This is a genomic window from Paenibacillus sp. FSL H8-0457 (genome assembly GCF_038051935.1).
GTDB lineage: Bacteria > Bacillota > Bacilli > Paenibacillales > Paenibacillaceae > Paenibacillus_AQ > Paenibacillus_AQ lautus_A.
The window spans coordinates 4,468,838-4,495,411 of record NZ_CP150293.1 but is presented as its reverse complement, the minus strand read 5'-3'; the positions used below and the strand labels follow the sequence as shown (position 1 = coordinate 4,495,411).

24 protein-coding genes are annotated in these 26,574 nt (G+C 52.6%); 21 read left to right on the top strand and 3 right to left on the bottom strand.

The annotated features are described in order from the left end of the window. The first annotated feature begins 57 nt into the window (after window positions 1-57). Window positions 58-1,578 (top strand): glycoside hydrolase family 43 protein, encoded by a 1,521-nt coding sequence (locus MHI43_RS19805; RefSeq protein ID WP_036661331.1) that lies wholly within the window; start codon window positions 58-60, stop codon window positions 1,576-1,578. Window positions 1,579-1,721: 143 nt separating this feature from the next. Here MHI43_RS19805 and MHI43_RS19800 read toward each other — a convergent pair whose 3' ends face one another. Further along, window positions 1,722-2,519: a DUF4183 domain-containing protein gene (locus MHI43_RS19800; protein WP_200868609.1), complete on the bottom strand. Its 798-nt coding sequence runs from the start codon at window positions 2,517-2,519 to the stop codon at window positions 1,722-1,724. Window positions 2,520-3,011: 492 nt separating this feature from the next. Between MHI43_RS19800 and MHI43_RS19795 the strand changes: the two genes are divergently transcribed. From MHI43_RS19795 to MHI43_RS19770, 6 genes are all read left to right on the top strand, one after another. Next, window positions 3,012-3,425, top strand: a complete 414-nt coding sequence (locus MHI43_RS19795) for a DUF4183 domain-containing protein (RefSeq protein WP_015736101.1) — start codon at window positions 3,012-3,014, stop codon at window positions 3,423-3,425. 586 nt (window positions 3,426-4,011) lie between these two features. Further along, window positions 4,012-4,245, top strand: a complete 234-nt coding sequence (locus MHI43_RS19790; RefSeq protein WP_341283152.1) for a hypothetical protein — start codon at window positions 4,012-4,014, stop codon at window positions 4,243-4,245. Continuing rightward, window positions 4,242-4,832: a hypothetical protein gene (locus MHI43_RS19785; protein ID WP_036661326.1), complete on the top strand. Its 591-nt coding sequence runs from the start codon at window positions 4,242-4,244 to the stop codon at window positions 4,830-4,832. The genes MHI43_RS19790 and MHI43_RS19785 overlap by 4 nt, the downstream gene beginning before the upstream one ends. 28 nt (window positions 4,833-4,860) lie before the next feature. Further along, a complete protein-coding gene (locus tag MHI43_RS19780) occupies window positions 4,861-6,639 on the top strand; it encodes an ABC transporter ATP-binding protein (protein ID WP_036661324.1) in 1,779 nt (592 codons plus the stop codon). Window positions 6,640-6,910: 271 nt separating this feature from the next. Beyond that, entirely contained in the window at window positions 6,911-8,404 is a 1,494-nt protein-coding gene (locus MHI43_RS19775) for an amidase family protein (protein WP_036661321.1), read from the top strand. Window positions 8,405-8,426: 22 nt separating this feature from the next. After that, window positions 8,427-8,963, top strand: a complete 537-nt coding sequence (locus MHI43_RS19770) for a hypothetical protein (RefSeq protein ID WP_036661318.1) — start codon at window positions 8,427-8,429, stop codon at window positions 8,961-8,963. A 216-nt stretch (window positions 8,964-9,179) separates the two neighbouring features. Here MHI43_RS19770 and MHI43_RS19765 read toward each other — a convergent pair whose 3' ends face one another. After that, on the bottom strand, window positions 9,180-9,461 hold the full coding sequence (locus MHI43_RS19765) for a CD3324 family protein (protein WP_006211013.1): 282 nt from the start codon (window positions 9,459-9,461) through the stop codon (window positions 9,180-9,182). Between the two features lie 436 nt (window positions 9,462-9,897). Between MHI43_RS19765 and MHI43_RS19760 the strand changes: the two genes are divergently transcribed. The 11 genes from MHI43_RS19760 (at window position 9,898) to MHI43_RS19710 (ending at window position 23,657) form a co-directional block, all read left to right on the top strand. Beyond that, window positions 9,898-11,589: a GAF domain-containing sensor histidine kinase gene (locus MHI43_RS19760; RefSeq protein ID WP_036661316.1), complete on the top strand. Its 1,692-nt coding sequence runs from the start codon at window positions 9,898-9,900 to the stop codon at window positions 11,587-11,589. A gap of 3 nt (window positions 11,590-11,592) precedes the next feature. Then, window positions 11,593-12,255 carry a response regulator transcription factor gene (locus MHI43_RS19755; RefSeq protein WP_015736093.1) on the top strand — a complete coding sequence of 221 codons (663 nt, stop codon included), beginning with the start codon at window positions 11,593-11,595 and terminating at the stop codon, window positions 12,253-12,255. A 194-nt stretch (window positions 12,256-12,449) separates the two neighbouring features. Next, window positions 12,450-13,010 (top strand): NADPH-dependent FMN reductase, encoded by a 561-nt coding sequence (locus MHI43_RS19750; RefSeq protein ID WP_015736092.1) that lies wholly within the window; start codon window positions 12,450-12,452, stop codon window positions 13,008-13,010. Beyond that, window positions 13,007-14,719: a VOC family protein gene (locus tag MHI43_RS19745; RefSeq protein ID WP_036661314.1), complete on the top strand. Its 1,713-nt coding sequence runs from the start codon at window positions 13,007-13,009 to the stop codon at window positions 14,717-14,719. The genes MHI43_RS19750 and MHI43_RS19745 overlap by 4 nt, the downstream gene beginning before the upstream one ends. Before the next feature lie 102 nt (window positions 14,720-14,821). Next, entirely contained in the window at window positions 14,822-15,364 is a 543-nt protein-coding gene (locus MHI43_RS19740) for an NAD(P)H-dependent oxidoreductase (RefSeq protein WP_015736090.1), read from the top strand. A 118-nt stretch (window positions 15,365-15,482) separates the two neighbouring features. After that, window positions 15,483-17,102 carry a response regulator gene (locus MHI43_RS19735; RefSeq protein ID WP_036661312.1) on the top strand — a complete coding sequence of 540 codons (1,620 nt, stop codon included), beginning with the start codon at window positions 15,483-15,485 and terminating at the stop codon, window positions 17,100-17,102. Beyond that, a complete protein-coding gene (locus tag MHI43_RS19730; protein ID WP_036661304.1) occupies window positions 17,099-18,895 on the top strand; it encodes a sensor histidine kinase in 1,797 nt (598 codons plus the stop codon). The genes MHI43_RS19735 and MHI43_RS19730 overlap by 4 nt, the downstream gene beginning before the upstream one ends. Then, a complete protein-coding gene (locus MHI43_RS19725) occupies window positions 18,892-19,872 on the top strand; it encodes a substrate-binding domain-containing protein (protein ID WP_036661302.1) in 981 nt (326 codons plus the stop codon). The genes MHI43_RS19730 and MHI43_RS19725 overlap by 4 nt, the downstream gene beginning before the upstream one ends. A gap of 131 nt (window positions 19,873-20,003) precedes the next feature. After that, on the top strand, window positions 20,004-21,503 hold the full coding sequence (locus MHI43_RS19720; protein ID WP_036661300.1) for a sugar ABC transporter ATP-binding protein: 1,500 nt from the start codon (window positions 20,004-20,006) through the stop codon (window positions 21,501-21,503). 43 nt (window positions 21,504-21,546) lie between these two features. Further along, window positions 21,547-22,515 carry an ABC transporter permease gene (locus tag MHI43_RS19715; RefSeq protein WP_036661297.1) on the top strand — a complete coding sequence of 323 codons (969 nt, stop codon included), beginning with the start codon at window positions 21,547-21,549 and terminating at the stop codon, window positions 22,513-22,515. A gap of 122 nt (window positions 22,516-22,637) precedes the next feature. Next, window positions 22,638-23,657, top strand: coding sequence for an ABC transporter substrate-binding protein (locus tag MHI43_RS19710; protein WP_036661290.1), 1,020 nt, complete (start codon window positions 22,638-22,640; stop codon window positions 23,655-23,657). A gap of 220 nt (window positions 23,658-23,877) precedes the next feature. Here the strand turns inward: MHI43_RS19710 and MHI43_RS19705 are convergent, their stop codons facing one another. Then, on the bottom strand, window positions 23,878-24,423 hold the full coding sequence (locus MHI43_RS19705; protein WP_036661289.1) for an AAA family ATPase: 546 nt from the start codon (window positions 24,421-24,423) through the stop codon (window positions 23,878-23,880). A 389-nt stretch (window positions 24,424-24,812) separates the two neighbouring features. On the opposite strand from MHI43_RS19705, the gene hxlA reads away from it, so the two are divergent. The 3 genes from hxlA to MHI43_RS19690 all read left to right on the top strand — a co-directional run bounded on the left by hxlA (window position 24,813) and on the right by MHI43_RS19690 (window position 26,521). Then, entirely contained in the window at window positions 24,813-25,445 is a 633-nt protein-coding gene (gene hxlA / locus MHI43_RS19700) for a 3-hexulose-6-phosphate synthase (protein ID WP_015736082.1), read from the top strand. Window positions 25,446-25,451: 6 nt separating this feature from the next. Next, window positions 25,452-26,015, top strand: coding sequence for a 6-phospho-3-hexuloisomerase (gene hxlB / locus MHI43_RS19695; protein WP_036661286.1), 564 nt, complete (start codon window positions 25,452-25,454; stop codon window positions 26,013-26,015). Between the two features lie 86 nt (window positions 26,016-26,101). After that, window positions 26,102-26,521, top strand: coding sequence for a helix-turn-helix domain-containing protein (locus tag MHI43_RS19690; protein ID WP_015736080.1), 420 nt, complete (start codon window positions 26,102-26,104; stop codon window positions 26,519-26,521). Window positions 26,522-26,574: the final 53 nt, after the last annotated feature.

The following is a 26,574-nucleotide window of genomic DNA, read 5'->3' as shown; positions in this document are numbered from 1 at the left end:
TTCATAGACCATCGCTTCTTAGACATAAATAAGGAGTGCAGAGGAGTGTTTTGTTTCATGAAGTTTAGCAACCCCATCCTACCGGGCTTTTATCCGGATCCAAGCATTTGCCGTGTTGGCGAAGATTATTATTTGGTGACGAGCACATTTGAGTATTTCCCGGGCGTTCCCATCTTTCATAGCAAGGACTTGGTAAATTGGAAGCAAATAGGCCATTGCCTTACATCGGAAAAACAACTGCCCCTTAAGAAAGCCGGGAGCTCAGGGGGAATTTATGCCCCGACCCTTCGCTATCATGAGGGCTGGTATTATATGACGACAACCAACGTCAGCGGAATCGGCAACTTTTACGTCAAAAGCCCGGATCCTGCGGGTCCTTGGTCTGACCCGATCCCTGTCGCCCAGCAAGGCATCGATCCTTCGCTGCTATTTGACGACGATGGTCGCGTCTATTTTCAGACGGCTTGCTGCGGCGACGAGGGAGAGGGCATTTATCAATGCGAAATCGATATTGCAAGCAGCAAGAAGCTGACGGAAAGCCGCTTAATCTGGAGAGGAACCGGGGGAGCCAGTCCGGAAGCTCCGCATTTATACAAAATAGACAGTCAGTATTATTTAATGATTGCCGAGGGCGGAACCGAGTACGGACATATGGTCACGGTCTCGCGAAGCCGACATCCTTACGGGCCGTTTGAGCCTTGTCCCCATAATCCGATTCTGTCCCATCGAAGCAGGAGAAGCCCCATTCACGCGACAGGGCACGCGGATCTGGTGCAGGCTCAGGATGGCACGTGGTGGGCCGTTTTCTTGGGGATCAGGCCGGTTTCATACCCCATGCGCCATCATCTCGGCAGAGAAACTTATCTGGCTCCGGTCACATGGACGGCGGACGGTTGGCCGAGCATTGGATTCGAGGGACGGGTCGAGCAGGTAATGGACAGTCCTCAGCTGCCGGTATGCCGGTGGCCCGCAAAGCCGTCCAGAGACGATTTCGATCACGCCTCCCTCGGTTTGGACTGGGTCTTTTTGCGCAACCCATTGCCAGGGAGCTGGTCGCTGCAGGAACATCCGGGATATCTCGTGCTGCGGGGCAACCCATCGTCCTTGAACGACGCGGCAGCCCCTGCTTTTGTCGGGCGACGATTATGCCACTTTTCTTGCAATATATCCGCTGCTTTGGACTTTGAGCCTGCAAACGAGGGGGAAGAAGCGGGATTAACCGTTTTTATGAATGAAAATTATCATTATGAACTGGCCGTAAAGCTTATAAACGAGGAAAAAACGATCGTATTCAGACGTACCGTGGGGTCGCTTAGCGTAGAACAAACCAGCCGCTGTCCGGAGGGGGCTGTCGTGTTACGAATCGAAGCAATGCCCGAGCATTTCCGATTCTCCATGGGGCAAGGCTCATCGGAGTTCCTGAATATGGGATCAGGTGAAACCCATCTGCTTGCGACGGAAGTAGCCGGCGGATTTACAGGGTTAATGATTGCTATGTATGCATTCGGCGACAACGGAACAACCCCTGCGCTGTTCGACTGGTTTGATTATGAAGTCATCGATAGCCGGGCCGAATAGTCGAATTCGATAAGATGGAAGAGAGGGGACCGTTTATTTCGGTAACATGTTAAGAAGCAGAGGAAAAAGACATCTTCCTTGCGGCAGATGTCTTTTTTGCGCGAACCTTGCTACCCGCCGCAGCGGGGTGTTTTGCTCACCGTTCAAGCTACCACCTGAACGGTGAGATACAGCACCTCCAGCAAGATCTGCGTTCCGGCCAGAAGCACATCGCCGGGAGAATACAAGGTTAGTGCCTCCGAAGTGATGGTGTAGATTCGGCCTTCCTGAATCATACCGTTGATATAAACGGTCGAGGAGCTGTTCGGACCTACCATAATGCTCTGAAATGCCTGGTTACCGTCGTCATCCGTAAATTGTCCGGCAGATATGACGAAGGGATCATCCAGATTAACCTCGGACATCAATACGTAAAAATAGCGAAGCGTGGTCGGCAGCACGTTAATCTCCGGCACGATGACGCTTCCGGGGATTCCTTGAGGGCCTTGCGGCCCCGTGGGCCCCTGGATTCCAGCGGGCCCCTCCATACCTGGAGGGCCTGGAGCGCCCTGGGGGCCTTGGGGTCCCATCGGTCCGGGAATGCCCGCCGGCCCCTCCAAGCCTGTGGTGCCAGGAGCCCCCTGAGGACCTTGGGGCCCCATCGGTCCGGGAATGCCCGCCGGCCCCTCCATGCCAGGGTTGCCTGGAGCGCCCTGAGGGCCTTGGGGCCCCACCGGTCCGGGAATGCCCGCCGGCCCCTCCATGCCAGGGTTGCCTGGAGCGCCCTGAGGACCTTGGGGTCCCACCGGTCCGGGAATGCCCGCCGGCCCCTCCATGCCAGAGTTGCCAGGAACACCCTGAGGGCCTTGGGGTCCCACCGGTCCGGGAATGCCCGCTGCCCCCTCCGAGCCAGGGTTGCCATGAATGCCCTGGGGTCCTTGAAGCCCGGCTGGCCCCGCCAAGCCCGAGTTCCCAGGAACGACTTGAGGGAATAGAGGTAATAGTGTCGATAAGAATTTTTTTGGACCGCGTCCCACTTGACGTCTATGTTGAACAGCAGAGGGGGTGGTCCGATAAGTGGATCTGGAGTTGCATCTCCATTTTCGTTTGCCTGCCGCCACGACTCGTTTGTATTTTCGCTTCTTGCAGTTCCTGCGTTTTCGATATTCTGCAGCTTTTAGAATTCGATATCGTTTCCGCTTGATCACGGGAGTTTTCAGTCTTATCCCCCCTCCCCCCGGATGAATGTCTCCACTTAGTTTATGTTATCGGGGAAGGACTCGAGTGGACATTTATCCTTTCTTCGGTGATATATTGGCCTGAGCATGGATTCATTCACTGTTTGTTTTTTATATAGTGGGAGAATGTCAGAACCAAATCTCAGAATCTATCATTTAATGATAATGTGGCACAGCCATATTTTTTCTATCTTAGACAAGAGAGGAGTGAAGATCATGCCAGTTATTAAACCTATCATTACCGCGGTCGCATCGGTTCCCGTTGCAACCGGCGGCACGATCACCACGACGGTAACGCCAATCGTAACCCGTTATTTTGCGCTGGTCGACGAAGCGATGATCGGTGCAGACTCGATTACCATGCCGGCCACGAGTTTCATCGATGATGCCGAAGCACCCGTGACGGCATTTCCCGCGTTGACAGGCGCTGAATACTTTAATGTGTATATTAACGGGATGCTGCAGCAGCTCGCGTTATCGACTTTGACAACCGCCAGCTTGGTGCTCGATACGACGGATGTTCCGGCGGGAATACCGGTGTTGTTGGAAATTGCAAGCTTCACGAATACGGCCTCCGCCATCACGACACAGCCTACCATTTCGGCGCCGGTCATTACGATCATCAGTTAAATAGGTAAGCAAAGGGCTGCCCCGATTAACAAAACGGGGCGGCCTTTTGTTTATGTAATTTCTTTAATAAGGGATAATATTCTATTATTTTACTATAAGATATTATCCTTGTAAGAAATGATAAATATAGTATATTTAAAATTATCCTGCAAGCCAGCTAGTTAGCATAAACCACTTACACCCCTCAGAAATTGAACCCGCTTACAAACGACTCGGTTTAAGAATTTGAAGATCCCTACAGCCAGCGTTTAACACATTCCGAAGCTTTTTGCATAGCAACACCTTTCATATAAATGACTGAACTTCATGACTTGAAAGGAGGTGAGTATTTATGTGCATTCTTCGTCATACTTCCTGTAACACTACGGAGCAATGCGGACGCGACAAATTCGGCGTTCGTCTTGAAGTATGGGACTGCGGCAACGGTTCGGAAGAGAGATATACTTGCGGCTGTTAATTTTTTGTAAACGCATGAACCTATCTTTTAAACAGCGGAACTACTTGTTCCGCTGTTTATATTTCACGTAGGGCATGCGGCTTCCTATTACGGTTGAAGAGTGAGGGGTCGAATATGGTTTTGGGTCCATTGCAGTATGATCGAGAACGGGTGAACAGCGAAGAAGAACGGCAAGGTGCAGTCCAAGCAAGATATCAAGCGCTAATTTGGCTTTTGTCCGAACCCGTGAATCTCTTCCTCATGCCGGCCCAAGAGGCGGTTCTTACCTTGCTGTCGGCCGGCGGCATTGCCGTTATTTCGTTGGTGGCGGTGAATGCGTATACTCTTGATTCATTACAGGCGAAGGAGGGAACGAATCCATGAATTTGATTACGACCGTGCTCGTAATTCAGTATGGCTTGATATTCAGCTTGGCTTTCTTCGTGTTCAAACTGTACCGTCAGGTTCGGGAGTTGAAGTTGAAGCCGCAGACAGTCGTGACCGGGCACGAGATGCCTGCGGTTCCGAAGGAAGGGCTCGAGCTTGGCACGCAGATTCCTCGGGCAGCCTATACGAGCATGGCCGGTGATACCGTGAATTTGTACGACGGCAAGCCCAAAATTCTATTGTTCACGATGAACCATTGCAATGCCTGCAAAGAAACGTACGGGGCCATCAAAGCGTTTATGGCTTCGCATCCGGATCTTTCGGTCACGGTATTCCTATATGCCCAGGATGCGGATGAGGCCGCAGAAATGGCGGTTGCCAATGAGTTAACCGATATGCAGGTCGTGTGGGCAGACCGGGCTATGATCGATTCGTTTAAAGTGAACCGGTTTCCGTTGGCGTTCTACTTATCCGAGGAGCAGCTCGTCATCAACAAAAGCGTCACGAATTATTTGCATCATTTAGAACAAATGATCAACCAGCTGCCTCATGCTAAACCTTCAGCCCTAAACAAATCGGCTTAGCGACGAAGGAGGCTCAAGGTTATACAACATGAAATATGCGAACCTGATGTTCGAGGTTATGAAGCAGGTGTACCGCGTCTCTCCGCGGATGTTCACCAGATCGACCATGATTTATTTGATGCAGGCTTTTTTGCCCGTTGCCCAGATTTATATTACGGCTCAAGTCATAGACGCCGTTACCGGTGTGTTGATTCGGGATCAAGCTCCATACCAAGCATTGTATTGGCTGTTACTCCAGATGGCGGTCATTCTGATTGGCCTCGTGCTGGCATCTCTTCAAAAGTATACCGAGCGAAAGATGAATGCTTATGTATCCTACTGGTTTAATCTCCAAGTGTCGGAGAAGTTAAGCAAGCTTCCGTTCGTATTCTTTGAATCTCCGGAAAGCTACGACAAGCTGCAGCGTGCTCTTCGCAATCTGAATATCTGCGGAATTAACATGGTGTTTTACATGTTCTCGATTATTCAGAACCTCATCACGTTGACGGGTTTGCTCGTGCTCTTGTTCAGCTTTCATTACATATTACCAATCGTTATGCTGCTTCTGATCGTTCCGCTGTTGATCATCCAGAAGAAAGAGGGGGCTTCCCGCTTCGTGGTCATTCATCAGCAGACGGCTTCGTCCCGTATGGCGGCCTACATGAACCAACTGCTGCAGACGAAGGAAGCGGCCAAGGAAATCCGGCTGTTTCATGCCAAAGATTATTTATTGAACAAATGGCGGGGCATTTATTTCAAAAATACGTATGAAATGCTGGGCGTCGAGCGGAAAAACATGAAGAATCGCCTGATCGTGGAAGGGGCGGTGACGATTTGTTCTTTTAGCATTTTAGCCGTGTTCGTCTGGCTCGGCTCACGCCTCAAACTAACCATCGGCAGCTATGTCGCCCTCTATCAAGCGGTCCAGGACACGCGATATTCCATCCAGAACATCAGTCAGAACATCGGGCAAATCTATCATGACGGTCTGTTTATCCACCAATTGTTCGAATTTCTGGATACGCCGGTTCCGCAGCCGGAAAAAGCGCTGCCGATGACCACGCCTTTGCGGGAGGGAATCGAAGTCGATCGCGTTACCTTTTGTTATCCAAATCAGGGTAAGCCTGTGCTAGACGATTTGACGATTCGCATCAAGCCCGGAGAAAAGGTTGCCATTGTCGGGGAGAACGGTGCGGGGAAGAGCACGCTCGTAAAAGTCATGCTAGGCTTGTATGAACCGACGCATGGCGTTGTGCGCTATGGCGGCATCCCCATCCAGGATTATGATTCCGTCAGCTTCCGCAGCAAAGTAACGGCGGTGTTCCAGGATTTTTACCGATATGAATGGACCCTTGAGGCTAACATTGCGCTGCGTGAGCATGATCCGGACGACCGGCAAGCCCATCGCCGATTGAATCATGCCATGGAGAAGGCCGCGATGACGCCGCTAGTAGATTCGCTGCCGGACGGAGTAGCAACCCAGCTGGGTACGCGCTTCTCCGGCGGGCGCGAACTGTCTCAGGGCCAATGGCAGAAGGTCGCGATCGCCCGGGCGTTCTATCGGGATTTTGAAGTGATCTATCTGGACGAGCCGACGGCGGCCGTAGACCCGCTTACGGAATCCGCGATATTCGAGAGCCTGATGTCCATGACCGAAGGCAAAACCGCCATCTTCATATCGCACCGATTGGGAAGCTGCAGACATGCGGACCGCATTCTCGTCCTCAAGGAAGGGAGAATCGTTGAAGAGGGAAAACATGAGGAATTAATCGGGCAGGGAGCCCATTATGCCGAGATGTTCAATAAGCAGGCCCAGTGGTATCGCTAGCATGCGGCACCGGTTATGAAGCGATTTCGAAAGTTAAGCGGAGCGGATCAAGAAGTCATTCTTGGTCCGCTTCCTGCGTTTAGTTTACGTTAGGAGGGGCAAGCCGCCATGGGAGACGAGAGAGCCGCTAAGATGCCGACCGATTGCGTGCCAGAAGGAGTTTCATGTCTGAATCCCGAATTGAATAGGGACTTGAAACGTCTGGAGGCTAAAATATGAAACGTTAAACCCCACACCTGCCGCAAGATCAGAAAAATAAGGGGGACCATATATGAGCTTGGATAAAAGAACATGGATTGTGGAAGCAACCATAGCGGATATGCAGCATGCCATGGAAGAAGGCTGGATGTCTTCGGTCGAACTGGTGCAATTGTATCTGGAACGGATCGGGTTATACGATGGATGGCTTCGCTCGATTCTAGAGGTGAACCCGGATGCGCTGCAGATTGCCCAAGAGCTGGATCAGGAGCGCAGAAACTTGGGAGCACGGGGACGGCTGCACGGGATTCCGATACTGCTCAAAGACAACATCGACACCGGGGATCGGCTGCATACGAGCGCCGGCTCCATCACGCTGGCCGATTCGTACGCCGCCAAAGATTCCTTTGTTGCCGCAAAGCTCCGAGAGGCGGGGGCCGTTATTCTGGGCAAGAGCAACATGACCGAGTGGGCGAATTTCATGTCCTCGACCATGTGGGCAGGATACTCGTCAAGACGCGGGCTTACTTTAAATCCCTACGGTCCCGGCGAAATGTTCGTCGGAGGTTCGAGCTCCGGTTCCGGAGCTGCAGTGGCGGCGAATTTGGCTGCGGCAGCCATCGGCACGGAAACTTCGGGATCGATTATCAGCCCTTCCAGCCAGAACAGTCTGGTCGGCTTGAAGCCGACGATCGGTCTGGTAAGCCGGACGGGCATCATTCCCATCACGCATACGCAGGATACGGCAGGTCCAATGACCCGAACGGTGGAAGATGCCGCGATTCTGCTTGGCGCGATCGCGGGTGCGGATGACCTGGACGAGGTGACCAAGACTTCTGCTCAAGCAAGGGTAGAGGATTACACGAAGTTTCTGGACGCCAGTTATCTGAAGCGGGCACGAATCGGGATTCCCCGATACTACTATAAGCACCTGGATCGGGATAGACTAGATATCGTAGAGTCTGCCATTGATGTTCTTCGCGAACAAGGCGCGACCATCATCGATCCGGTGGAACTGCCATGCCAGGGCACCCGATGGGATGCCAACGTACTTCGCTATGAATTCAAGAAATACGTCAATGATTATTTGGCGAATGTAGCTCCGTCGCTGCCGGTTCATTCATTAGCTGAGGTTATCGCTTATAATGAGGCACACGCCGACATAGCCCTGAAATATGGACAGGATACGCTGATTTGGGCCGAGGAAACAAGCGGTGCGTTGACCGAAAAAGAGTATTTGGAGAGCAAGCGGAAGAACAAGGAAAGGGCGGGCGCCATGGGAATTGACCATGTACTGCGGGAGCATCAGCTGGACGCACTGCTGTTTCTGGGTAATGAATATGGACCCGATCTGGCTGCCCGTGCAGGGTATCCTTCGGTTACCGTTCCCGGTGGTTATGCCGAGAATGGGATCATAGCTCCGGGAGGATACAACACCAAAGGTCCTCAGGGCATCACATTCATCGGGACGGCTTATAGCGAGCCGGTGTTGATTCAGTTAGCCTACGGCTTCGAGCAGGCCACCAAGCATCGTGTGCCGCCGAACCTTTCATCCCAGTCATCATAGTAAAGAGAGGTGATGTTCAATCATGCCGCGCAATTTGGAGTATGTCCCATACGGCTACGAGCCCCCGAAGCCGACAACGAAAGGCACTTTGATATTTTACGATCTTTTTGAGCAGGATCAGGTGGCCCTCGAGCAGGCGGCTGCCATCTTTGAGGAACGATCCTTCGCAAAGTTGGTGTTGTATCCGCTGCACGAAGAGACGGTGAAGCGGATGTTCAAGGAGCCGGTGAGCCCTTATTACAAGCGGGAGAAACAGCTTCAGGAATGGATTGAGGAGCACGGAAGACCTTCGGTCGTGATTGAATCGTTCGAGTCGAAGCGAAAAAAATACACGCCGATCGATACGGCGCTTCGACATCTGGTCGAGAAGTACGGAAGTCCCCACTTTCTTCTCCTGACTCCGGAGGTAGCTAACGTGTTTGCTTCGTTTTCTTCCTTCGAGGAATGGATCGTGAAGCTGAGGCTGATCTTGTTGTCCGAGCCGCCGGTTCTGCATCCGAGGCTGGAGAAATTCCGCCATCGATGGGATGTAGCCGGGGAGAAGCGGGAAGAACTTTAGGGTACATTCAAGCCCGGCTGCAGCTCGTTTGCAGCCGGGCCTTTTCTATGGTGCAGACGAATCGGACAAAGTGGCAATGCGGTAAAAATGCCGAACAGCCCTAAAAACGGTACATCGCGGGTTCACCGTGCCCCGATCCATGCAACATGAAAAGGACTGTACCCCGTGGGAACAGTCCTATGTTAATCCGTGCGGAGACCGTTAAACCTCATCGGTTCAGGTCCCTACGCGGGTAAGTTTACTTATGATCTTGCGCACGCTTTCTCCAGACAGGAAGTAGGTCCGTTCCAATTCCTCAATGGACCGTCCTTTGCAGTAAGCGCGATACATTTCTTTATTGCGACTTTCGATGCGTTGTTTGGAACCGCTTAACTCTCCCCAGCCGGCTCTTTGCTCGCTCTGTTTCGGTATGTAGAGTAATTCTCCGTCTATATACTGTTGAATTTGCTGCAGCAGCTCGGGGGGAAGCACTTCTCTTCCGTTCTTGTAATGGCCCATCGATGCCCTCCTCTTTCTGTATACATATTTAAGCTATCGCTGAGTTTCAAAACAATTGCATTGATCATGCTTGCCCTCCTCCTTTCGTGAAATTGGTTTTTTTAGATTTTGGTTTTATTGGAGTTGAAAATAGATATAGGGAGCCCGCGACGGGCTCCCATTTAACGGATATTCGCTTTACGCGAATACCACCTCACGGATCTGAATCATTGCAATCAGCCTCCTTTCAGCTCATTTCGTCGGCCCGACTTCTATATTAAGCCATATGTAGGTGGAAATTTGCAAGAGATAAAACAATATTAATTGTTTTTTACCACAATTCATGGGATGAATGATCTTCACCGACCAGGAATTCCATTCGGAATTTGGATGGTGCGTGACAGGATTATATAATATAGTTACTTCAGAATGCAAAATATAGAAGGAGCTTGCTTGTATGTCCACACACGACCCGCATATCCAGGAGTTAATCACGTTGAAGACGATTGCCGAAACGCTGAACGAATCCAATGAGTTAGCCCCCATGCTGGACGTTGTTATCGGCAAACTGCTGGAGCTGACCGGACTTACGACCGGTTGGCTGTTCCTGGTGGAAGAGAAGAGAACGCATGAATTCGTAGCGGGCCGGAATCTGCCGCCTGCTCTGAGACGGGAAGATGACGAACCGATGAGGTGCGGCAGCTGCTGGTGCCTGGAGCGCTATGATGACGGCCGACTGAAAAATGCCGTGAACATTTTGAATTGCAAACGTCTGGAAAACGCCGTTCGTTATCAGTGGGGCGACACGGAGGGAATTACCCATCATGCTACCGTTCCGCTGCGTTCCGGCAGCCGCAGGTTCGGCGTGCTGAATGTGGCCGCACCCGGGAAGCTTCATTTTTCCAAGGAGGAGCTGGCGCTGCTGGAATCGGTAGCCTACCAAATCGGCAGCGCCATCGAGCGCATGCGTCTGTACGCGGCTGAGCAGCGTCGGGCTGATTTGTTCGCCCGGCTAGGAGAATATAGCAGCGCGCTAGGCGCTTATGCATCCCAAGCAGTGAGCCGGGCCGAATTAACGGAGCAGGTGATGAGTTTGCTCGGCCGTTATTTTGATTGGCCGGTTGCGGCGCTGCTTGAACCGGTGGGCCAGGAAATCACGCTGCGTGCGCTATACAGCGGTGGACAGACCACGCTGCCCCATGCCAAATTTCCGCTAGCCGACATGGCTCGGACCGGTCCTGATGCAGTGAAGCACTCAGCAGAGCCGATCGGCGATCCGGATGCGCAGCAACTTGCGAATCAACTGGTGGAGAAAGGATGGATAGCTCCCATTCGTCGAGCCGTTGCGGTACCGCTTGCGGTTGCTTCGGACTCCTTAACCGGGATGCTCTTGGTGGGCTATGAACAGTATGGAGACCAGCATCGGGCGGACATGGAGGTCATCGAGGCCATAGCGGAGCATATCGGCATGACGCTTCAGCGCATCCGTCTGGAGGAGAACCGGCGGGAGCTCGCAAGGATGGATGAACGAAATCGCCTGGCCCGGGACCTGCACGACTCGGTAAGCCAAACCCTGTTCTCGCTGGTGATGATGTCCAAAGGTGTAGGGGGGATGATTGCCGCTGAACCGGATGAGTCGAAAAGCTTGCTCCAGGACACGATCCACGATATCCAGTCATTATCGCAAAGCGCACTAAAGGAAATGCGGGAGCTGATCATGCAGCTTCGCCCGCCCGGACTTGAGGAGGGGCTGATGACAGGTCTACAGCAATACGGCGAACGATTGAAGCTTCATGTGCGTACACATATCAGCGGGATGCAGGAGCTGCCGCGGATTGCGGAAGAGGCATTGTGGAGGATCGGGCAAGAGGCGCTGAACAATGTGAGCAAGCATGCGGATACGAAGGAAGTAACGGTAGCGTTATCCTTGCAGAACGATGAAGCGGAGCTTCGGATCGAGGATCAAGGGCGCGGGATAACCAAGCAACGATGGAAGGAGCTGACGCGGCATTCCATCGGCCTGTCCAGCATGCGGGAGCGGGCCGAATCGCTCGGAGGCCAGTTCCGTTTATACAGCGTGCACCGGGAGGGAACCATCATTGAGGTTACGATACCCTTGAAGGCGGTCACAACAGAGAAAGGGGGATAACCGATGATCCGATTGTTAATAGCTGACGATCACGCCATGGTACGGCGGGGCCTCCAGGTTTTTCTGGCGACGCAGCCGGATATCGAAATGGTGGGAGAAGCCGCGAATGGCGAAGAGACGCTGGAACAGGCCAAACTTTTGCTGCCTGATGTCGTGTTGATGGATTTGAATATGCCTGTATTGAATGGCATCGATACCACGGCACGTTTGAAAAAAGAACTGCCTCATATCAAAGTGATCGTACTGACCTCGTTTGTTGATTACGATCATGTTCTGCCTGCGATTCGAGCGGGTGCTCGCGGCTATCTCCTGAAGGATATCGAGCCGGAGGAATTGGTAGCCGGGATCCGACGCGTGTTCCAAGGACAGGTCGAATTGCATCCGGATGCAGCCGGCCTGCTCATGACGCATGTTACTTCCCCGGCGGGAGAGGATGAGGCCAATGGATCCAGCCATCAGGAAGCTGCGCAGCTGGATAAGCTTACCCGCCGAGAGCAGGAAGTATTGCAGCTGATTGCCTCTGGGATGAATAACAGGGAAATCAGCGAAGCGCTTTATATTACCGAGAAGACGGTCAAAACCCATGTCAGCCACCTGCTGGATAAGCTTGGGGTTGCCGACCGGACACAGGCTGCCATCTATGCGCTTAAGCATGGAATCGTATAGGATTAGGGATTTGCTGCTTATGCAATATAACCGTACATAATGATCATTTCTAAGACTATAGTCGTAGAAGCTCTCAGCCGAAGGCATGAGAGCTTTTGCTCGTAAAATCACTCGATATGTTGACGATTTCATGACGTGCCTCCTCTACAATGTATTTAACAAAACATTCGAATACGAATAAGGGAGGCATTACCATGAAGATCGTAATTATCGCAGGCAGCAATCGCAAAGAAGCGACAAGCACCATTTTGGCCAAAGCCTTGGAAGCGCAAATGAACCGGTTGTTCGTCGAAGTGAAGCTGTTTAATTTGTATGAAACGCCGCTCCCGTTCTATTCCCCGGACGAAATATTCAACCGGCATGAGGGCGTGCGTGAGCTGCAGCGGTTATTAATGGAGGCGGACGGCGTCATTTTGACTACCCCGGAGTATCACGGCGGGATGAGCGGAGTGTTGAAGAATGCTCTGGATCATTTGGGGCAAATGCATTTCTCGGGTAAACCCGTCTTATCGGTAAGCTCGGCAGGCGGGGCGGTCGGCGTAAGTTCACTGCAGCAAATGCAGGCCACCATACGCAATTTGCATGGTATTAATAGTCCGGAATGGATTTCCATTGGCGGATCTCAACGGGCCATTTACGAATCGGAAGCGGCTGAGGGTACGATCGTGCTGGATTATCGGGCGAAAGAGGCGCTTTCCATCTTTATGGAGCTGGTTAAGAAGATCAGCAATAAAGTGGAGGCTGAAATCTCATGATCACCCATTTCGCCGGATTAACTTTAAGGACCGTCTCCATCGAGGGAGTGAAGCAATTCTATCACGGATTGCTTCAATTCCCGGTCGTCAGAGAAAGCGAGGCCGAAATTGCATTTCAGCCTACACCCGATTTCACGCTTGTATTTGAAGAGGTGTTCGAACCCATAGCCCCTGCCCATATCGCGTTTGAAGTGGCTTTCTCCCAATTTGATTCCACCGTCAGGAGCCTCGCGGAACAGGTGCCGTTGTTGAAATGGCCGGACGGCAAGGTGGTCGAACCCTTCGATTCCGGCGTGAACGTATACTTCAGGGATGGGGATGGAAATTTGCTGGAGTTTATCGCCCATCCGGATTTAAAGGAAGGGGTCCTGACCCCGAGCGGTAAATATGGCGTCCTCTATTTGCGGGAAGTGGGACTGCCTGTCGAGGATCCGGTAGCTGCCCGACTGTGGATGCAGCGGACGCTCGGATTCACCATCGCCAAGGAATCGGAACAATTTGCTTTTGTCATCGGCGGAACGGCCCATGCCGTTGTGGTATCCACGAGGCGCAAATGGATCCCGATCTCGATGTACGCGCTGGCACCGACGCTGGAATTAACGTATGGCGTCACCGACGAGCGGTTTATAGACCGGGTTCGCTCGGCCCTGGATCGGCGGATGATCCAATCGGATAACGATGAGGGACTGCGTTTTAGAATGTACGGCTACAGCATCAGGTTGAAGATAACCAGCTTTCCCAAGGACATTGCAGCCAAGCTGAATCTGCCGAGTGCCGCCGAAGGGGAGGAGATGAACCCGGTCATTGACGACCAATATTTGATAGACGGTCTCACGGCTTTGAGCCGCGGCGGCGAAGTCGGTTGGTTTGAAGGGCATGTCGGCGGAGCGTATTTGGCAGCGTATTACATGCAGAAGGAGCAAGATCTGCCTCAAGATGTGCTTCATGGATTGGCTGCCAATTGCCGTCATCTGCGCGCTCAGCATGAAGATTGGTTTGAACCGTATCCATCCGAGCCCGCTCAGCCTGAGTTGATGGATCAATTGCTGGAAGGGCTTCTGCCCAACCTGACAAGCCTGAGCACCTCGGGCCACGGCGTGACCCTGGGCGTGCTCGGACTGAAAGCACTGCGGGACCGTCCGGACTTACTGACTCCGTCCATCGTGAGAGGTTTGCTTAAGCTCATGGACGATGCAGCGAGTGAACATAAGCTTGCAAGGTATTACGGCATTGACGATTATACGCAGCTGGATCTATCGGAAATCTCACTCTCGGAAATACCGCCTTACCGGGATGCGTCCGATTTGGCATGCCGCGCACTTTCCGAGCTGGATCACGTGCTGCCGGATCAGCATGTGGATGGCCAATATTATTTTTTTGCCGGTGAGCTTGAGCATGGGATTACCCACGCACACGCGCTGATTGAGCTGGAACGGCTCGGTTATGCCCAGTTGGGCAAGCTGGGCCAAGGCAATCACCGGCTCCAAACGAAACTTAACCGTCTCAGACCTCAAGCGCTTATGGCTCAGGGGATCGATGCGCCTGCCAAGGCTTCCATCACGGAATCGGCCTATTGGAGCCGGCTGTATGAAGATCCGCATGCCATCAAGGTACCTTACGCCGCCATGGCGCTGCTGCGGCATGTGCCTGTTGAAAGAAGGGGAGACCTGGAACGTGAAGTATGTAAGCTGCTGTCCCTGATGAAGTAGAACATGGCTATTTTGACAATGGTAAAATATGGTGATAGGCTAAAATAAGTTACCCAATAACTGAATCATGTATGCTGGAAAGGCATAGAACTGGAGGATATCATGAACGTTGCAATCGTTGTAGGAAGCATTAGAAAAGAGTCGTACAATCGGAAGCTGGCGGAATATTTGAAGCAGCGCTATTCGGATCAGATCGCCTTTGATATCGTGGATCTTCGCGATCTTCCGTTCTACGATCAAGACACGGAGTTGGACCCTCCAGCGGCCGTCAAGGAATTCAAGGAGCGGATTGCCGCTTCCGATGCCGTATTGTGGATCACGCCGGAATATAATTATTCCATACCGGGCGTGCTCAAGAATGCGCTGGATTGGTTATCGCGCGTCGATAAGGTCATGAACGGGAAGCCTTCCTGGATCATGGGGGCGTCGATGGGGCAGCTCGGAACGGTTCGCGCCCAAGAGCATCTTCGGGACATTCTCTTCTCCGTTGGCATTACCTCACCGCTGCTTCCCAATAATGAAGTTTATATCGGCGCCGTGCACGAGAAGATGGATGAGTCCGGCAAGCTGATCCATGAACCGACGATCGGTTTCATCGATATCGTGGTGAACAATTTCATGACGTGGATGAAAGCCAGGAAATAAAACATGAAGTCTGGAGCCCTTTGGCAGTTGCCTGCCGAAGGGCTTTTCCTGTATTATTCACCTCGTAACACGATAAACCAAAGCGAATGGATTTGCTTTTGAACGGGGGAGGCTTTGATTGTATACGATTCTTATTGTGGACGACGAACCGATCGTAAGGGAAGGGATCCGAAACCGGATTCCGTGGTCGGAGCATGGCTATGAATGCATCGGGGATTGCGAGAACGGCAGAGATGCGTTGGAGGCCGTAACCCGCCATCAGCCCGATGTCGTGTTAACGGACATCAACATGCCGTACATGGATGGCTTGGAATTGTCCCGTCATATTACGGAACGTTTTCCTAAGACGAAGATCATCATCCTGACCGGGTTCGACGATTTCGAATACGCCCAGCAGGCGGTGAAGCTGCAGGTGACGGATTTTATTTTGAAACCGGTTACGGCGGCGGAATTAAGGGACATGCTCGACAAGCTCAAGCTGGAAATGGATGAGGAGCGCGGTCATACCGAGCACTTGAAGAGACTCAAGAAGCAGTTGAACGAGAGCTTGGTTCTGCTTAGGGAACGTTTTCTGGAACGATTGGCGTCATCGCCGATGAAGCGGTCCGAAATGGAGAGCCGGCTGGATTATTTCGATATTCCGCTGCGCGGGCCGCTGTATATCGCCATGGCAGCGGATATGGATGAGCTACGCTCGGATGAACAGCACGCCGATAATGAACTGCATGCTTTTGCCTTATACAACATCATGCAGGAGATCCTGGCGGGTGAGCCTGGTGCGGCCGTGTTTCGGTACAAAGAGAATAAGGTCATGACCATTCTGTCGGGCTCCGACGAGAAAGATCTGCACGCCCGGGCCCAGGAACTGGCGGAGGACATTCGCCGCTCCATCAAGCAGTTCATGAAATTCACGGTCACGGTTGGCATCGGAACGATCTGTCGCGAGCTGCAGGACATACGATATTCCTGCAAGGCCTCGGAGGCCGCCCTGGAGTACCGGCTTCTGATCGGCCGCGATCAGGTGGTCCATATCACCGATCTTGAAAAACGCGGGAGCGGTCCTCTCCTGGATGGGATCGAAACGGAGACGGCGCTGGTTTCGGCAATCCGGGCGGGCACAGGCTCAGAGGTGAAGGCGTGCATCCGGCGGCTGATCAACGAAATTGGAAGCGCTTCAATTTCAATCGAGCTCTGTTACGTGCGGGTCCTTCGGGTCATGCTTGCCGTGCTTCAAACCTTGATGGAAATCGGCAGCAATGGGAACGAGCTGATCGGCAAGGAGAAGAGGCTGCTGTCCGATCTGTATTCTTTTCGGTCCTTGGATGAGATCGAGCGCTGGTTAAACGAGGTATGCGAGCAGGCGTTAAGGGACGTAGCCAAGACCAGAAAGGATATTACACGCTCCCAGATGCTGGAGGCGGTCGATTTCATCCAGCGGCATTATGAGGATGAGGAGTTATCGATTAAGACCGTGTGCAGCCGGATCTTCATGAGCACGAGTTATTTCAGCGCCTTGTTCAAGTCGCATACCGGGAAGACCTTCGTCGAATACGTTACGGAAGTCCGCATGGAGAAAGCGAAGGAACTTCTGAAGCATTCCTTGTTAAAAACCTATGAAATTGCGGCGAAAACCGGCTATCAGGATCCTCAATATTTTAGCGTGCTGTTTAAGAAACATACCGGAGATACCCCGACGGAGTACCGGAACAAAATGGCAACTGGCGAGGTACAGCCATGAAGGCTCCGCAGCGAATCAAAAGCATTCAGTCCCGCATTGCCAGTTCCTTCGTGATGCTCGTGCTGTTCACGGCCCTGCTGCTTATCTTCATCTCCTATCGGCTGTCCGAATCGGCTGTTCGCGAAACGGCGGAAAGTTATACCTCCGAGCTGATCAATCAAGTCAATGCGAATATCCAAACCTACATTACAGGCATGAAGGACATTTCGCTGGCCGCGATGAACAATCCGAACGTAAGAGAATACCTGGCCTCGGCCGACGAGCTGGAGCCTGCGCAGCTGGCGGTATTGAAGGCGAAGATATCGGATTATTTTCACTCGATTCGCATTTCGCGCAAAGACATTGCTTCGATCAACATCTTCGGAGCGGGCGGAACCTTCATATCCGATCGGTCCAACGCGGAGTTAAATCCTTATATTGAAATATCCGATCAGCCCTGGTATCGGCAGGCGAAGGAAAACCAAGGACAGACGGTGATCTCTTCCTCGCATGTACAGCCCGTCATTAAGGGAGAGTACCGCTGGGTTGTATCGCTGAGCCGCGAGCTCAGCGGCATGGATTCGACCCAAGGGCTTGGCATCCTGCTAATCGATCTTAACTTCAAAGTGATTAACGATATGCTCAGCAAGCTCGATCTGGGGAACCGGGGGTATGTGTTCGTTATCGACCGCGAAGGCCGGATTGTTTATCACCCCCAGCAGCAGCTGCTTTACAGCAATCTGAAAACGGAGAGATTGGACCAGGTGCTGCAGGACAAACATGGAAGTTTTGTCGTGAAGGAGGGCGGTGCGAGCCGGATTTACAGCATTAAGAACACGGATTTCGGCTGGAAAATCGTGGGCGTTTTTTACGAGAATGAGCTGGTGGACAATAAGAAGCAGATGCAGCTGTCTTTTGCTATAGCGGGATTGTTATGCCTCGTCGTCGGCGTGCTGTTCTCCGTCGTCCTCTCGCGCAATCTGACGCGTCCCATCAAGAAGCTGCAAGAGAAGATGATGGAGGTGGAGAAGGGGGATTTCGACATCCGGGTCCCGGTGGGGCATTCCAGGGAAATCTCCGGACTGGCCCGCAGCTTCAACGTGATGGTGCTGAAGATTAAGGAATTGATGTATCAAATCGTGGTAGAGCAGGAGATTAAGAGAAAAAGCGAGCTGAATGCCCTGCAAGCCCAAATCAACCCCCATTTTCTCTACAATACGCTGGATTCCATCATATGGATGGCCGAGAGCAAGAAGCATGACGAGGTGATTTTGATGACATCGGCTTTAGCCAGGCTGTTTCGGGCTTCGCTCAGCAAGGGGAAGGAATTGATACCGATTGCGACCGAGGTGGAGCATATAACGAATTATTTGAAAATACAACAGATGCGTTATCAGGACAAAATCACGTTTGCCCTGGATATCGATCGCGGGCTTTACCCGTATCTGACGCTGAAGGTGCTGCTGCAGCCGCTGGTGGAGAATGCCATTTATCATGGCATCAAAAACAAGGAAGGGCCGGGGACGATCACGATTACGGGGGTGCGTCGAGATACCCGCATCGAATTTCAAGTTAAGGACGACGGCATCGGGATGGATCAGTCCAAGGTGGAGACGCTGCTCACGTCCAAAGAAGGCACACGATCGAGAAACAGCGTTGGCATTGCGAATGTTCATCAGCGGATACAGTTATATTTTGGAACGGAATATGGTCTTAGCTATGCGAGCGTGCCCGGATCGGGTACAAGCGTAACGCTGGTCATTCCGGCCGTTCATGCAGATGAGTGGCAGCGTGTGGAGGGGGATGTGCCTTGAAGTCGTACCTGCGAATGCGTTATATGGTACTGCTGCTGATTCCGTTGCTTCTTCTGGGTTATGCCGTTAATCAGTGGTCCAAGGAAGAACCCGGAGCCGAGAAGATCATCGTCGGCGTAAAGGCGCTGGACGAGAATGAATTCTGGCGGGTACTGATTGAAGGGGTGAACACGGCTTCCCGGGAATTCGGCGTTGACGTCTCGGTGGTAGGACCGTCTCAGGAAATCGAGGTTGACTTGCAGATTCAATTGTTGGAGGAAGCCGTCAAGCAGAAGCCGGATGCGATCGTTTTGGCCGCCGGTGATTATAATCGCCTGGTTCCCGTAGCAGAGTCGATTCGTAAGGCCGGCATCCCGCTCATTATGATTGATTCCGCCGTGAATGGTGATTACGCGCTGAGCTTGATCGCGACCGACAATGTGAATGCGGGACAGAAGGCCGGCAAGGAGCTTTCGTCACGCCTGCCGGAACATGCCAAGGTTGCTATCATCAGTTTCGTACAGGGCACCTCGACGCAGATCGAGAGGGAGCAAGGGGTTCGAAGTATTCTGGAGCAGCGCGGCGGCACGGAAATCGTAGGCACCTACTACAGCGAAGGCAAGGAGGAGAGGGCGTACGAAATCACGAAAAAGCTCCTGCTTGAGAGGCCTGACCTGAATGGAATCGTCGGACTGAATGAGCCTTCTACGGTGGGGGCCGGCAGAGCGATTCGGGAACTGGGGCTGGTGGGCAAAGTCAAGCTGGTCGGATTCGACAGCTCGGTGAAGGAAGTCAAGCTGCTCGAAGAGGGAGTCTTGCAATCCACGATCGTTCAGAAGCCCTTCAACATCGGTTATTTGGGCATCAAAACTGCCGTATCCGTTATCGAGGGCGACAGGATGCCCCGGCATATATACACCGATTCCGTTATCATCAATAAGGACAATATGTATACCGAGGAGAACCAGAAGCTGCTCTTTCCCTTTGTGGAGGAGTAGCTTCTTCTCTTTTGGGTTTCTGCGGCGGATCATAGATTATTCAACATCGATCAGAGAATATTCCATTCCTTCGCGGGGTAGCGGTTTGTACAATGATTCATAAAAGGTGCCAGCTAGAGAGGTGAGGGACGTTGAGCGAATGGCTGATACAGATGGAAGGAATCATGAAGGAATTTCCGGGTGTGCTTGCATTAAATAACTGCCGGTTCGACCTGCGGGCCGGTGAAGTCCATGCCCTTATGGGTGAAAACGGTGCGGGCAAGTCAACCCTGATGAAAATCCTGACCGGCGTTTATCAGAAGGATGCAGGAACGATCGAATTCAAAGGGCAGCCCGTTGAGTTATCGAACCCGAAAGCGGCTCAGGACGCGGGAATCAGCATGATTCATCAGGAGCTGAATCTGGCCCCTGACCTGACAGTCGCCCAGAATATCTTCATCGGGCGGGAGCCGCGGCGAAAGCTCCGATTGTTTCTGGACGACCGGGCGCTTCACCGGCAGGTGAAGGAACTGTTCGAACGGATGGGCCTCGACATGGACCCCTCCATCAAGGTTTCGGAATTAACGGTTGCCAAGCAGCAGATGGTGGAGATCGCCAAGGCATTATCCTACAACGCCGATGTGCTGGTCATGGATGAGCCGACAGCGGCTTTGAGCGAAACGGAGATTGAGGATTTGTTCCGCATCATACGGCAGCTTCGCGAGAGCGGAGTTGGAATCGTTTACATTTCCCACCGAATGGATGAGATCAAACGAATCACGGATCGCATTACAGTGATGCGCGACGGGCAGTACATCGATACGGTATCCACGGCTGAAGTCACGACCCAGGACATTATCTCGAAGATGGTTGGTCGGCAGATATACGAGACCTCGAAGCCGGAGAGGACGGCTGGTGAGCGCGAGACGGTATTGGAGGTTATAGGACTGAATCAAGGCAGAAACTTGAAGGACATTAACCTGACTCTGAAAAAGGGAGAAATTCTTGGCATTGCCGGCCTCGTCGGCGCGGGACGGACCGAGCTTGCCCGGGCCATCTTCGGCGCCGACCGCATCCAATCCGGCGAGATCCGCGCGCACGGCCGCAAGGTAACGATCAAGGGCCCGCACGATGCGGTGCGGCAAGGGATCGGCTATCTATCCGAGGATCGCAAGCGCTATGGATGCGTCGTCGATCTCGACGTGAAGAGCAATGTGGCTATCGCCTCATACGGCAGCTTCCTCCGTCCAGGCGGCTGGATGAATACGGCGAGGATTCGCGAGCAGGCGGAGGATATGGTGTCGCGATTGAAGGTCAAAACGCCGCATGTCGACCAGGAGGTCAAGTTCCTCTCCGGGGGCAATCAGCAGAAGGTGGTCATTGGCAAATGGCTGACGAGGGATTGCGACATCCTGATCTTCGACGAGCCGACGCGAGGAATCGACGTTGGGGCCAAGAGCGAAATCTACCGATTGCTGAACGATCTTGCAGCACAGGGCAAGTCGATCATCATGATCTCGTCGGAGCTGCCGGAAATTCTTCGGATGAGCCACCGGATCCTCGTCATGTGCGAAGGCCGGATTACGGGCGAGCTGGATCATGAAGAGGCGACCCAAGAAAGCATAATGCATCTGGCTACAGCGAGGATGTAAGACGCCGTCGCCGTCATCTATTCACGTCAGGAGGAACAAGCAGATGAACATTCAAATCAAATCGGGCGCGCTCCAGCAAGTGCTGGCTCTTGCCAGCTTGGTCGTTCTCGTCCTATTCTTTACGTTCTCGTCCAGCAATTTCTTTCAGTTCTCCAACATCGTGGGCATTCTTCTTTCCACAGCGGTAATCGGCGTGCTGGCTTTGGGATCCACCTTTGTCATTATTACCGGCGGCATCGATCTATCCGTCGGGACGGTCATGACGCTGAGCGGCGTTATGACCGGGGTATGCATCACCTTCTGGGGATTGCCGGTCCCCGTCGGCATTCTTGGCGGCATCATGACCGGCGCCCTGTGCGGGCTTCTGTCCGGGACGGCGGTGGCGAAAATGAAGATTCCGCCTTTTATCGCAACGCTGGCGATGATGATGATTGCCAAAGGTCTCGCGCTCATCATCTCCGGGGCCAAACCGGTCTATTTCAACGATGCCGAAAGCTTTGCCGAGGTGTCCCAGGGCAGCGTGCTGGGCTGGCTGGTACCGGGCCTCGATATTCCCAATGCGGTCGTCATTTTCTTCATTGCGGCGATCCTGGGCTATCTCATCTTATCGAAGACAATCATCGGCCGTTATAACTTTGCGCTGGGCAGCAACGAAGAAGCGACCCGATTGTCCGGCGTCAACGTGGGCTTCTGGAAAATCGTGATCTACACCTTAACCGGCGCATTTACCGGTTTGGCGGGCGTCATGATGGCATCGAGGCTGAACTCGGCCAATCCGGCGCTGGGTGCCGGGTATGAGCTGGAAGCCATCGCGGCGGTCGTGATCGGTGGAACTTCGCTCAGCGGAGGCAAGGGTACCATTATCGGAACGGTGATCGGGGCGTTGATCATGAGCGTGCTGACGAACGGATTGCGCATTCTGTCCGTGCCGCAGGAATGGCAAACCGTTGTTGTAGGGTTCGTTATTATACTCGCGGTGTATGCGGATATTTTGCGCAGACGCAAAGCGTAAGCCCTTATAAGTGCCTGCTGCCGGAGCTAGGTTAGCCGTAGGTTGGCTTGATCTCGATAGAAGCTTCCATAACGGAAGATCTATAGCTGTACCAAAATGTCCAAACAAGGGGAGATTGCATTATGAAAAAGCTTTCCGTATTAACGCTGATTCTTTTGCTGACTGCAAGCATGCTGGCGGCTTGCGGTTCATCGGGCAATAACGCTGCCGGAGGTACCGACAGTCCAGGCGAGGGCGGATCCGGATCAGGAGCCAGTTCTCAAGCCGAAGGAGAGATCTACATCCCGATCATTTCCAAGGGCTTTCAGCACCAGTTCTGGCAGGCGGTGAAAGCCGGTGCCGAGCAAGCAGGGGAAGAGCTTGGCGTGCGGATTACCTTTGAAGGTCCGGAAACGGAATCCCAGGTGGATAAGCAGATCGAAATGCTGCAGGCTGCGCTCGATAAGAAACCAAGCGCGATCGGCTTTGCCGCATTGGATAGCCAGGCCTCCATACCTTATCTGAAAAAAGCCCAGGAAAACAACATCCCGGTCATCGCCTTCGATTCGGGCGTGGAAAGCGACATTCCGGTAACGACGGCTTCAACGGACAATATGGCTGCATCCGCGCTCGCGGCGGACAAAATGGCGGAGCTCATCGGGAATGAAGGCAAAATCGCCATGGTGGTCCATGACCAGACCAGCGTAACCGGGGTCAGCCGCCGCGACGGCTTCAAGAAGCAGATCGAAGAGAAGTATCCGAATATCGAGATCGTGGACATTCAATATGGCGGCGGGGATCACCTGAAGTCGACAGACCTGGCCAAAGCGATGATGCAGGCGCATCCGGATTTAAAAGGGATATTCGGCGCCAATGAAGGCTCCGCCGTCGGCGTCATCAATGCGGTGACGGAGATGAAGAAGGAAGGCCAAATCATCGTGGTCGGATTCGATTCCGGAAAAGCGCAGATCGACGCGATCAAGAACGGAACGATGGCGGGAGCCATCACGCAAAATCCGGTCGGCATCGGATATGAGACGGTAAAAGCCGCCGTGGCAGCCATCAAAGGGGAGAAGGTCGAACCGCAGATCGATACGGGATTCTACTGGTACGACAAAAACAATATCGATAGCGACGAAATCAAAGCCGTAATCTATGAATAAATGAAATGAAGGGGAGCCCTGTAGGGGCTCCCCTTAACGCGGCATCCGCTTACGCAGATGCCACCTCCATATTCTGAATCAATTCGTTCAGCCTCCTTTCCGATCATTTGGTCCAGCCGGACATCTATATTAAACCACGGCCGGCGGCAGGACTGAAGTGAATAAACAAGCTTAATTGTTTTTTACCAGGAAGTCCGGTCGTGAAGATGCAGGGTATAGGTTAATGGATCTTCCCCTCATCCCAAATCCGCTTCCAAATCTCTTGGGCGGTTTCTTGAGGTGTTAAATCGGAAGTATCCAGCCAGAGGCCGATTCTAGGCGTTTCGTCGGTTAACCGCCGGTTCAGCTCATGAATGCTCCAGACTCCGTAGCCTTTTTTGCCTCGATTCTGTTCCCGGGCACGGATGGTATCCTCGGAAGGATTCAGCACAACAACGAACACGGGAACGCCTGTTAACATATCGGTTATTTCTTGCAGCGCCGGGCCGAGAATGACGTCCTGCAGTACGACATGAAAACCGGCCTCGGCATAAGCTTTGGCAGCGGAGGCGGATAATCTGTAGCGCAAGGCAAGCTGCCGCTTCGCTTCGTCGGAAGCATCCGGAAGCATTTCTTCCCTGCCCCTGACCATCATTTTCCGGAACGAGTCTCCCCGCAAATGGACTCCGCGATCAAACTTCTCGGCCAGCAGCTGGGCTACGGTCGACTTACCTGATGCCATGACGCCGGTGACAACGATAACGGCAGGTTGACGTGGATAGGACATCATGTTACCTCCGATTCTGTGGATTTCAAATGAAAGGGAGCCCAGCACGGGGCTCCCTTAAACGCGACACCCGCTTACGCGGATGCCACCTCCATATTCTGAATCAATTCGTTCAGCCTCCTTTCCGATCATTTTGTCCGGCCTGACAACTATATTAAATCACAGCCGAAGACTGGACTAAAGTGAACAAACAGGCTTAATTGTTTTTTACCAGCATCGAGACGAAAGTTTCGCAAATAAGCGAAAGCCCGAGAACCCTTGTCCCTCCGTATTACTTACTTCCACGTAAGTATCTCACTTATAAGTACGTACTTCCGTAAAGTAAACTGTCTACTCTACAATGATCGTGTAGTTATTAACCAATACACTCATAAGGAGAGATTGACAATATGGAACTTCAATTGGCATTGGATTTGGTGAATATTCCGGAAGCAAAAGAAGTCGTGGCGGAGGTAGCGGAGTTTATCGATATCGTGGAGATCGGCACGCCGGTTGTCATTAACGAAGGGCTTCATGCCGTCAAAGCGATTAAAGAGGCGTTCCCGCATCTGCGCGTGCTGGCCGACCTTAAAATTATGGATGCCGGCGGCTATGAAGTGATGAAGGCATCCGAAGCCGGTGCGGATATCATTACGGTGCTTGGCGTATCCGACGATTCCACGATCAAAGGCGCGGTAGCGGAAGCCCTCAAGCAAGGCAAGCAAGTGATGGTGGATATGATCAATGTAAAAGACATTGAAGGCAGGGCGCGGGAGATCGATGCTTTCGGCGTGGATTACATCTGCGTTCATTCCGGCTACGACCACCAGGCGGAAGGCAAAAACTCATTCGAGGAATTGGCAGCGATCAAACGTGTCGTGAAACAAGCCAAAACTGCCGTTGCGGGCGGAATCAAAATGGAGACGCTCCCTGAGGTGATTCAGGCAAATCCCGATCTCGTCATCGTCGGCGGCGGAATTACAAGCCAAACCGACAAGAAGGCCACAGCGGCTCAAATGAACGAGCTTGTGAAGCAGGCATAAGTCGCCATGAGTCATAACATCTTTCAATATGCATCCGTCATTGCCAAGGAGTTATCGGAATCCGTTCAGCAGGTGGATGCTGGCCAGATCGAGGAATTGATTGAACGGATCGTGCAATCCGATGCCGTCTTCTTGGCAGGGGGAGGCAGATCCGGACTGATGATCCGGGCTTTCGGCATGCGGTTAATGCAGATGGGATTTAAGGTTCATATCGTCGGCGATACGGTAACACCGGCTATCGGAGCGAATGACCTGCTTCTTATCGGTTCAGGCTCCGGCGAAACGCAAGGATTGGTATCCATGGCTCGGAAAGCCAAAGGGATCGGGTCCGCGGTTGCAGTCGTAACCGTGAGACCGGAATCGAGTATCGGCATGCTTTCGGATGCGATGGTCCAGCTTCCGGGAACAACGAAGGAGCAGAATCAGGATATCCTCGTCACCGTTCAACCGATGGCTTCATTATTTGAGCAAAGCATGCTGATCGTGCTCGATGCGGTTATCCTGAGATTGATGGAAAAAAGCAAGCTTCGCTCAGACCAAATGTTTAGCCTGCATGCCAATTTGGAATAAGAAAAAACGGTAATGATGATAAGTTTGCCGCTTTGATGATATCCCCGCAACCGTTGTATACTATAGGGAAGAAGGGGTGATGCATTATGGCAAACGAGGTCAAGCAGCGAATTAATCTGAAGGAAATAAACTGCCATAAGGAGTTAACCCTGGCGGTCATCGGCGGCAAATGGAAGCTGATCATCCTCTGGCATCTCGGTTTGGAGGGCGTGAAACGCTTCGGTGAACTGAACCGAATGATTCCCCACATCACGCAAAAAATGCTGACCAATCAGCTTCGTGAATTGGAGGAAGACCAGCTGGTCCACCGCGTGGTTTACCCTGAGGTTCCCCCTCGGGTGGAATATTCGCTTACTCCCTACGGGGAGAGTTTGATGCCGATTTTGAAATTGATGTACGATTGGGGAAAAGATTACGGCGAACAAGTCATCTGGAAAGACGGCGAGTTGCCTGAGAATAAAGACGATGTACAGGCAGCGGAACAAGCGGTCGCCCAAAAGCTGTAATTTCTCGAACCTTCATGGAAAAACCCTCCTTAAATTTTTTTAAGGGGGGTTTT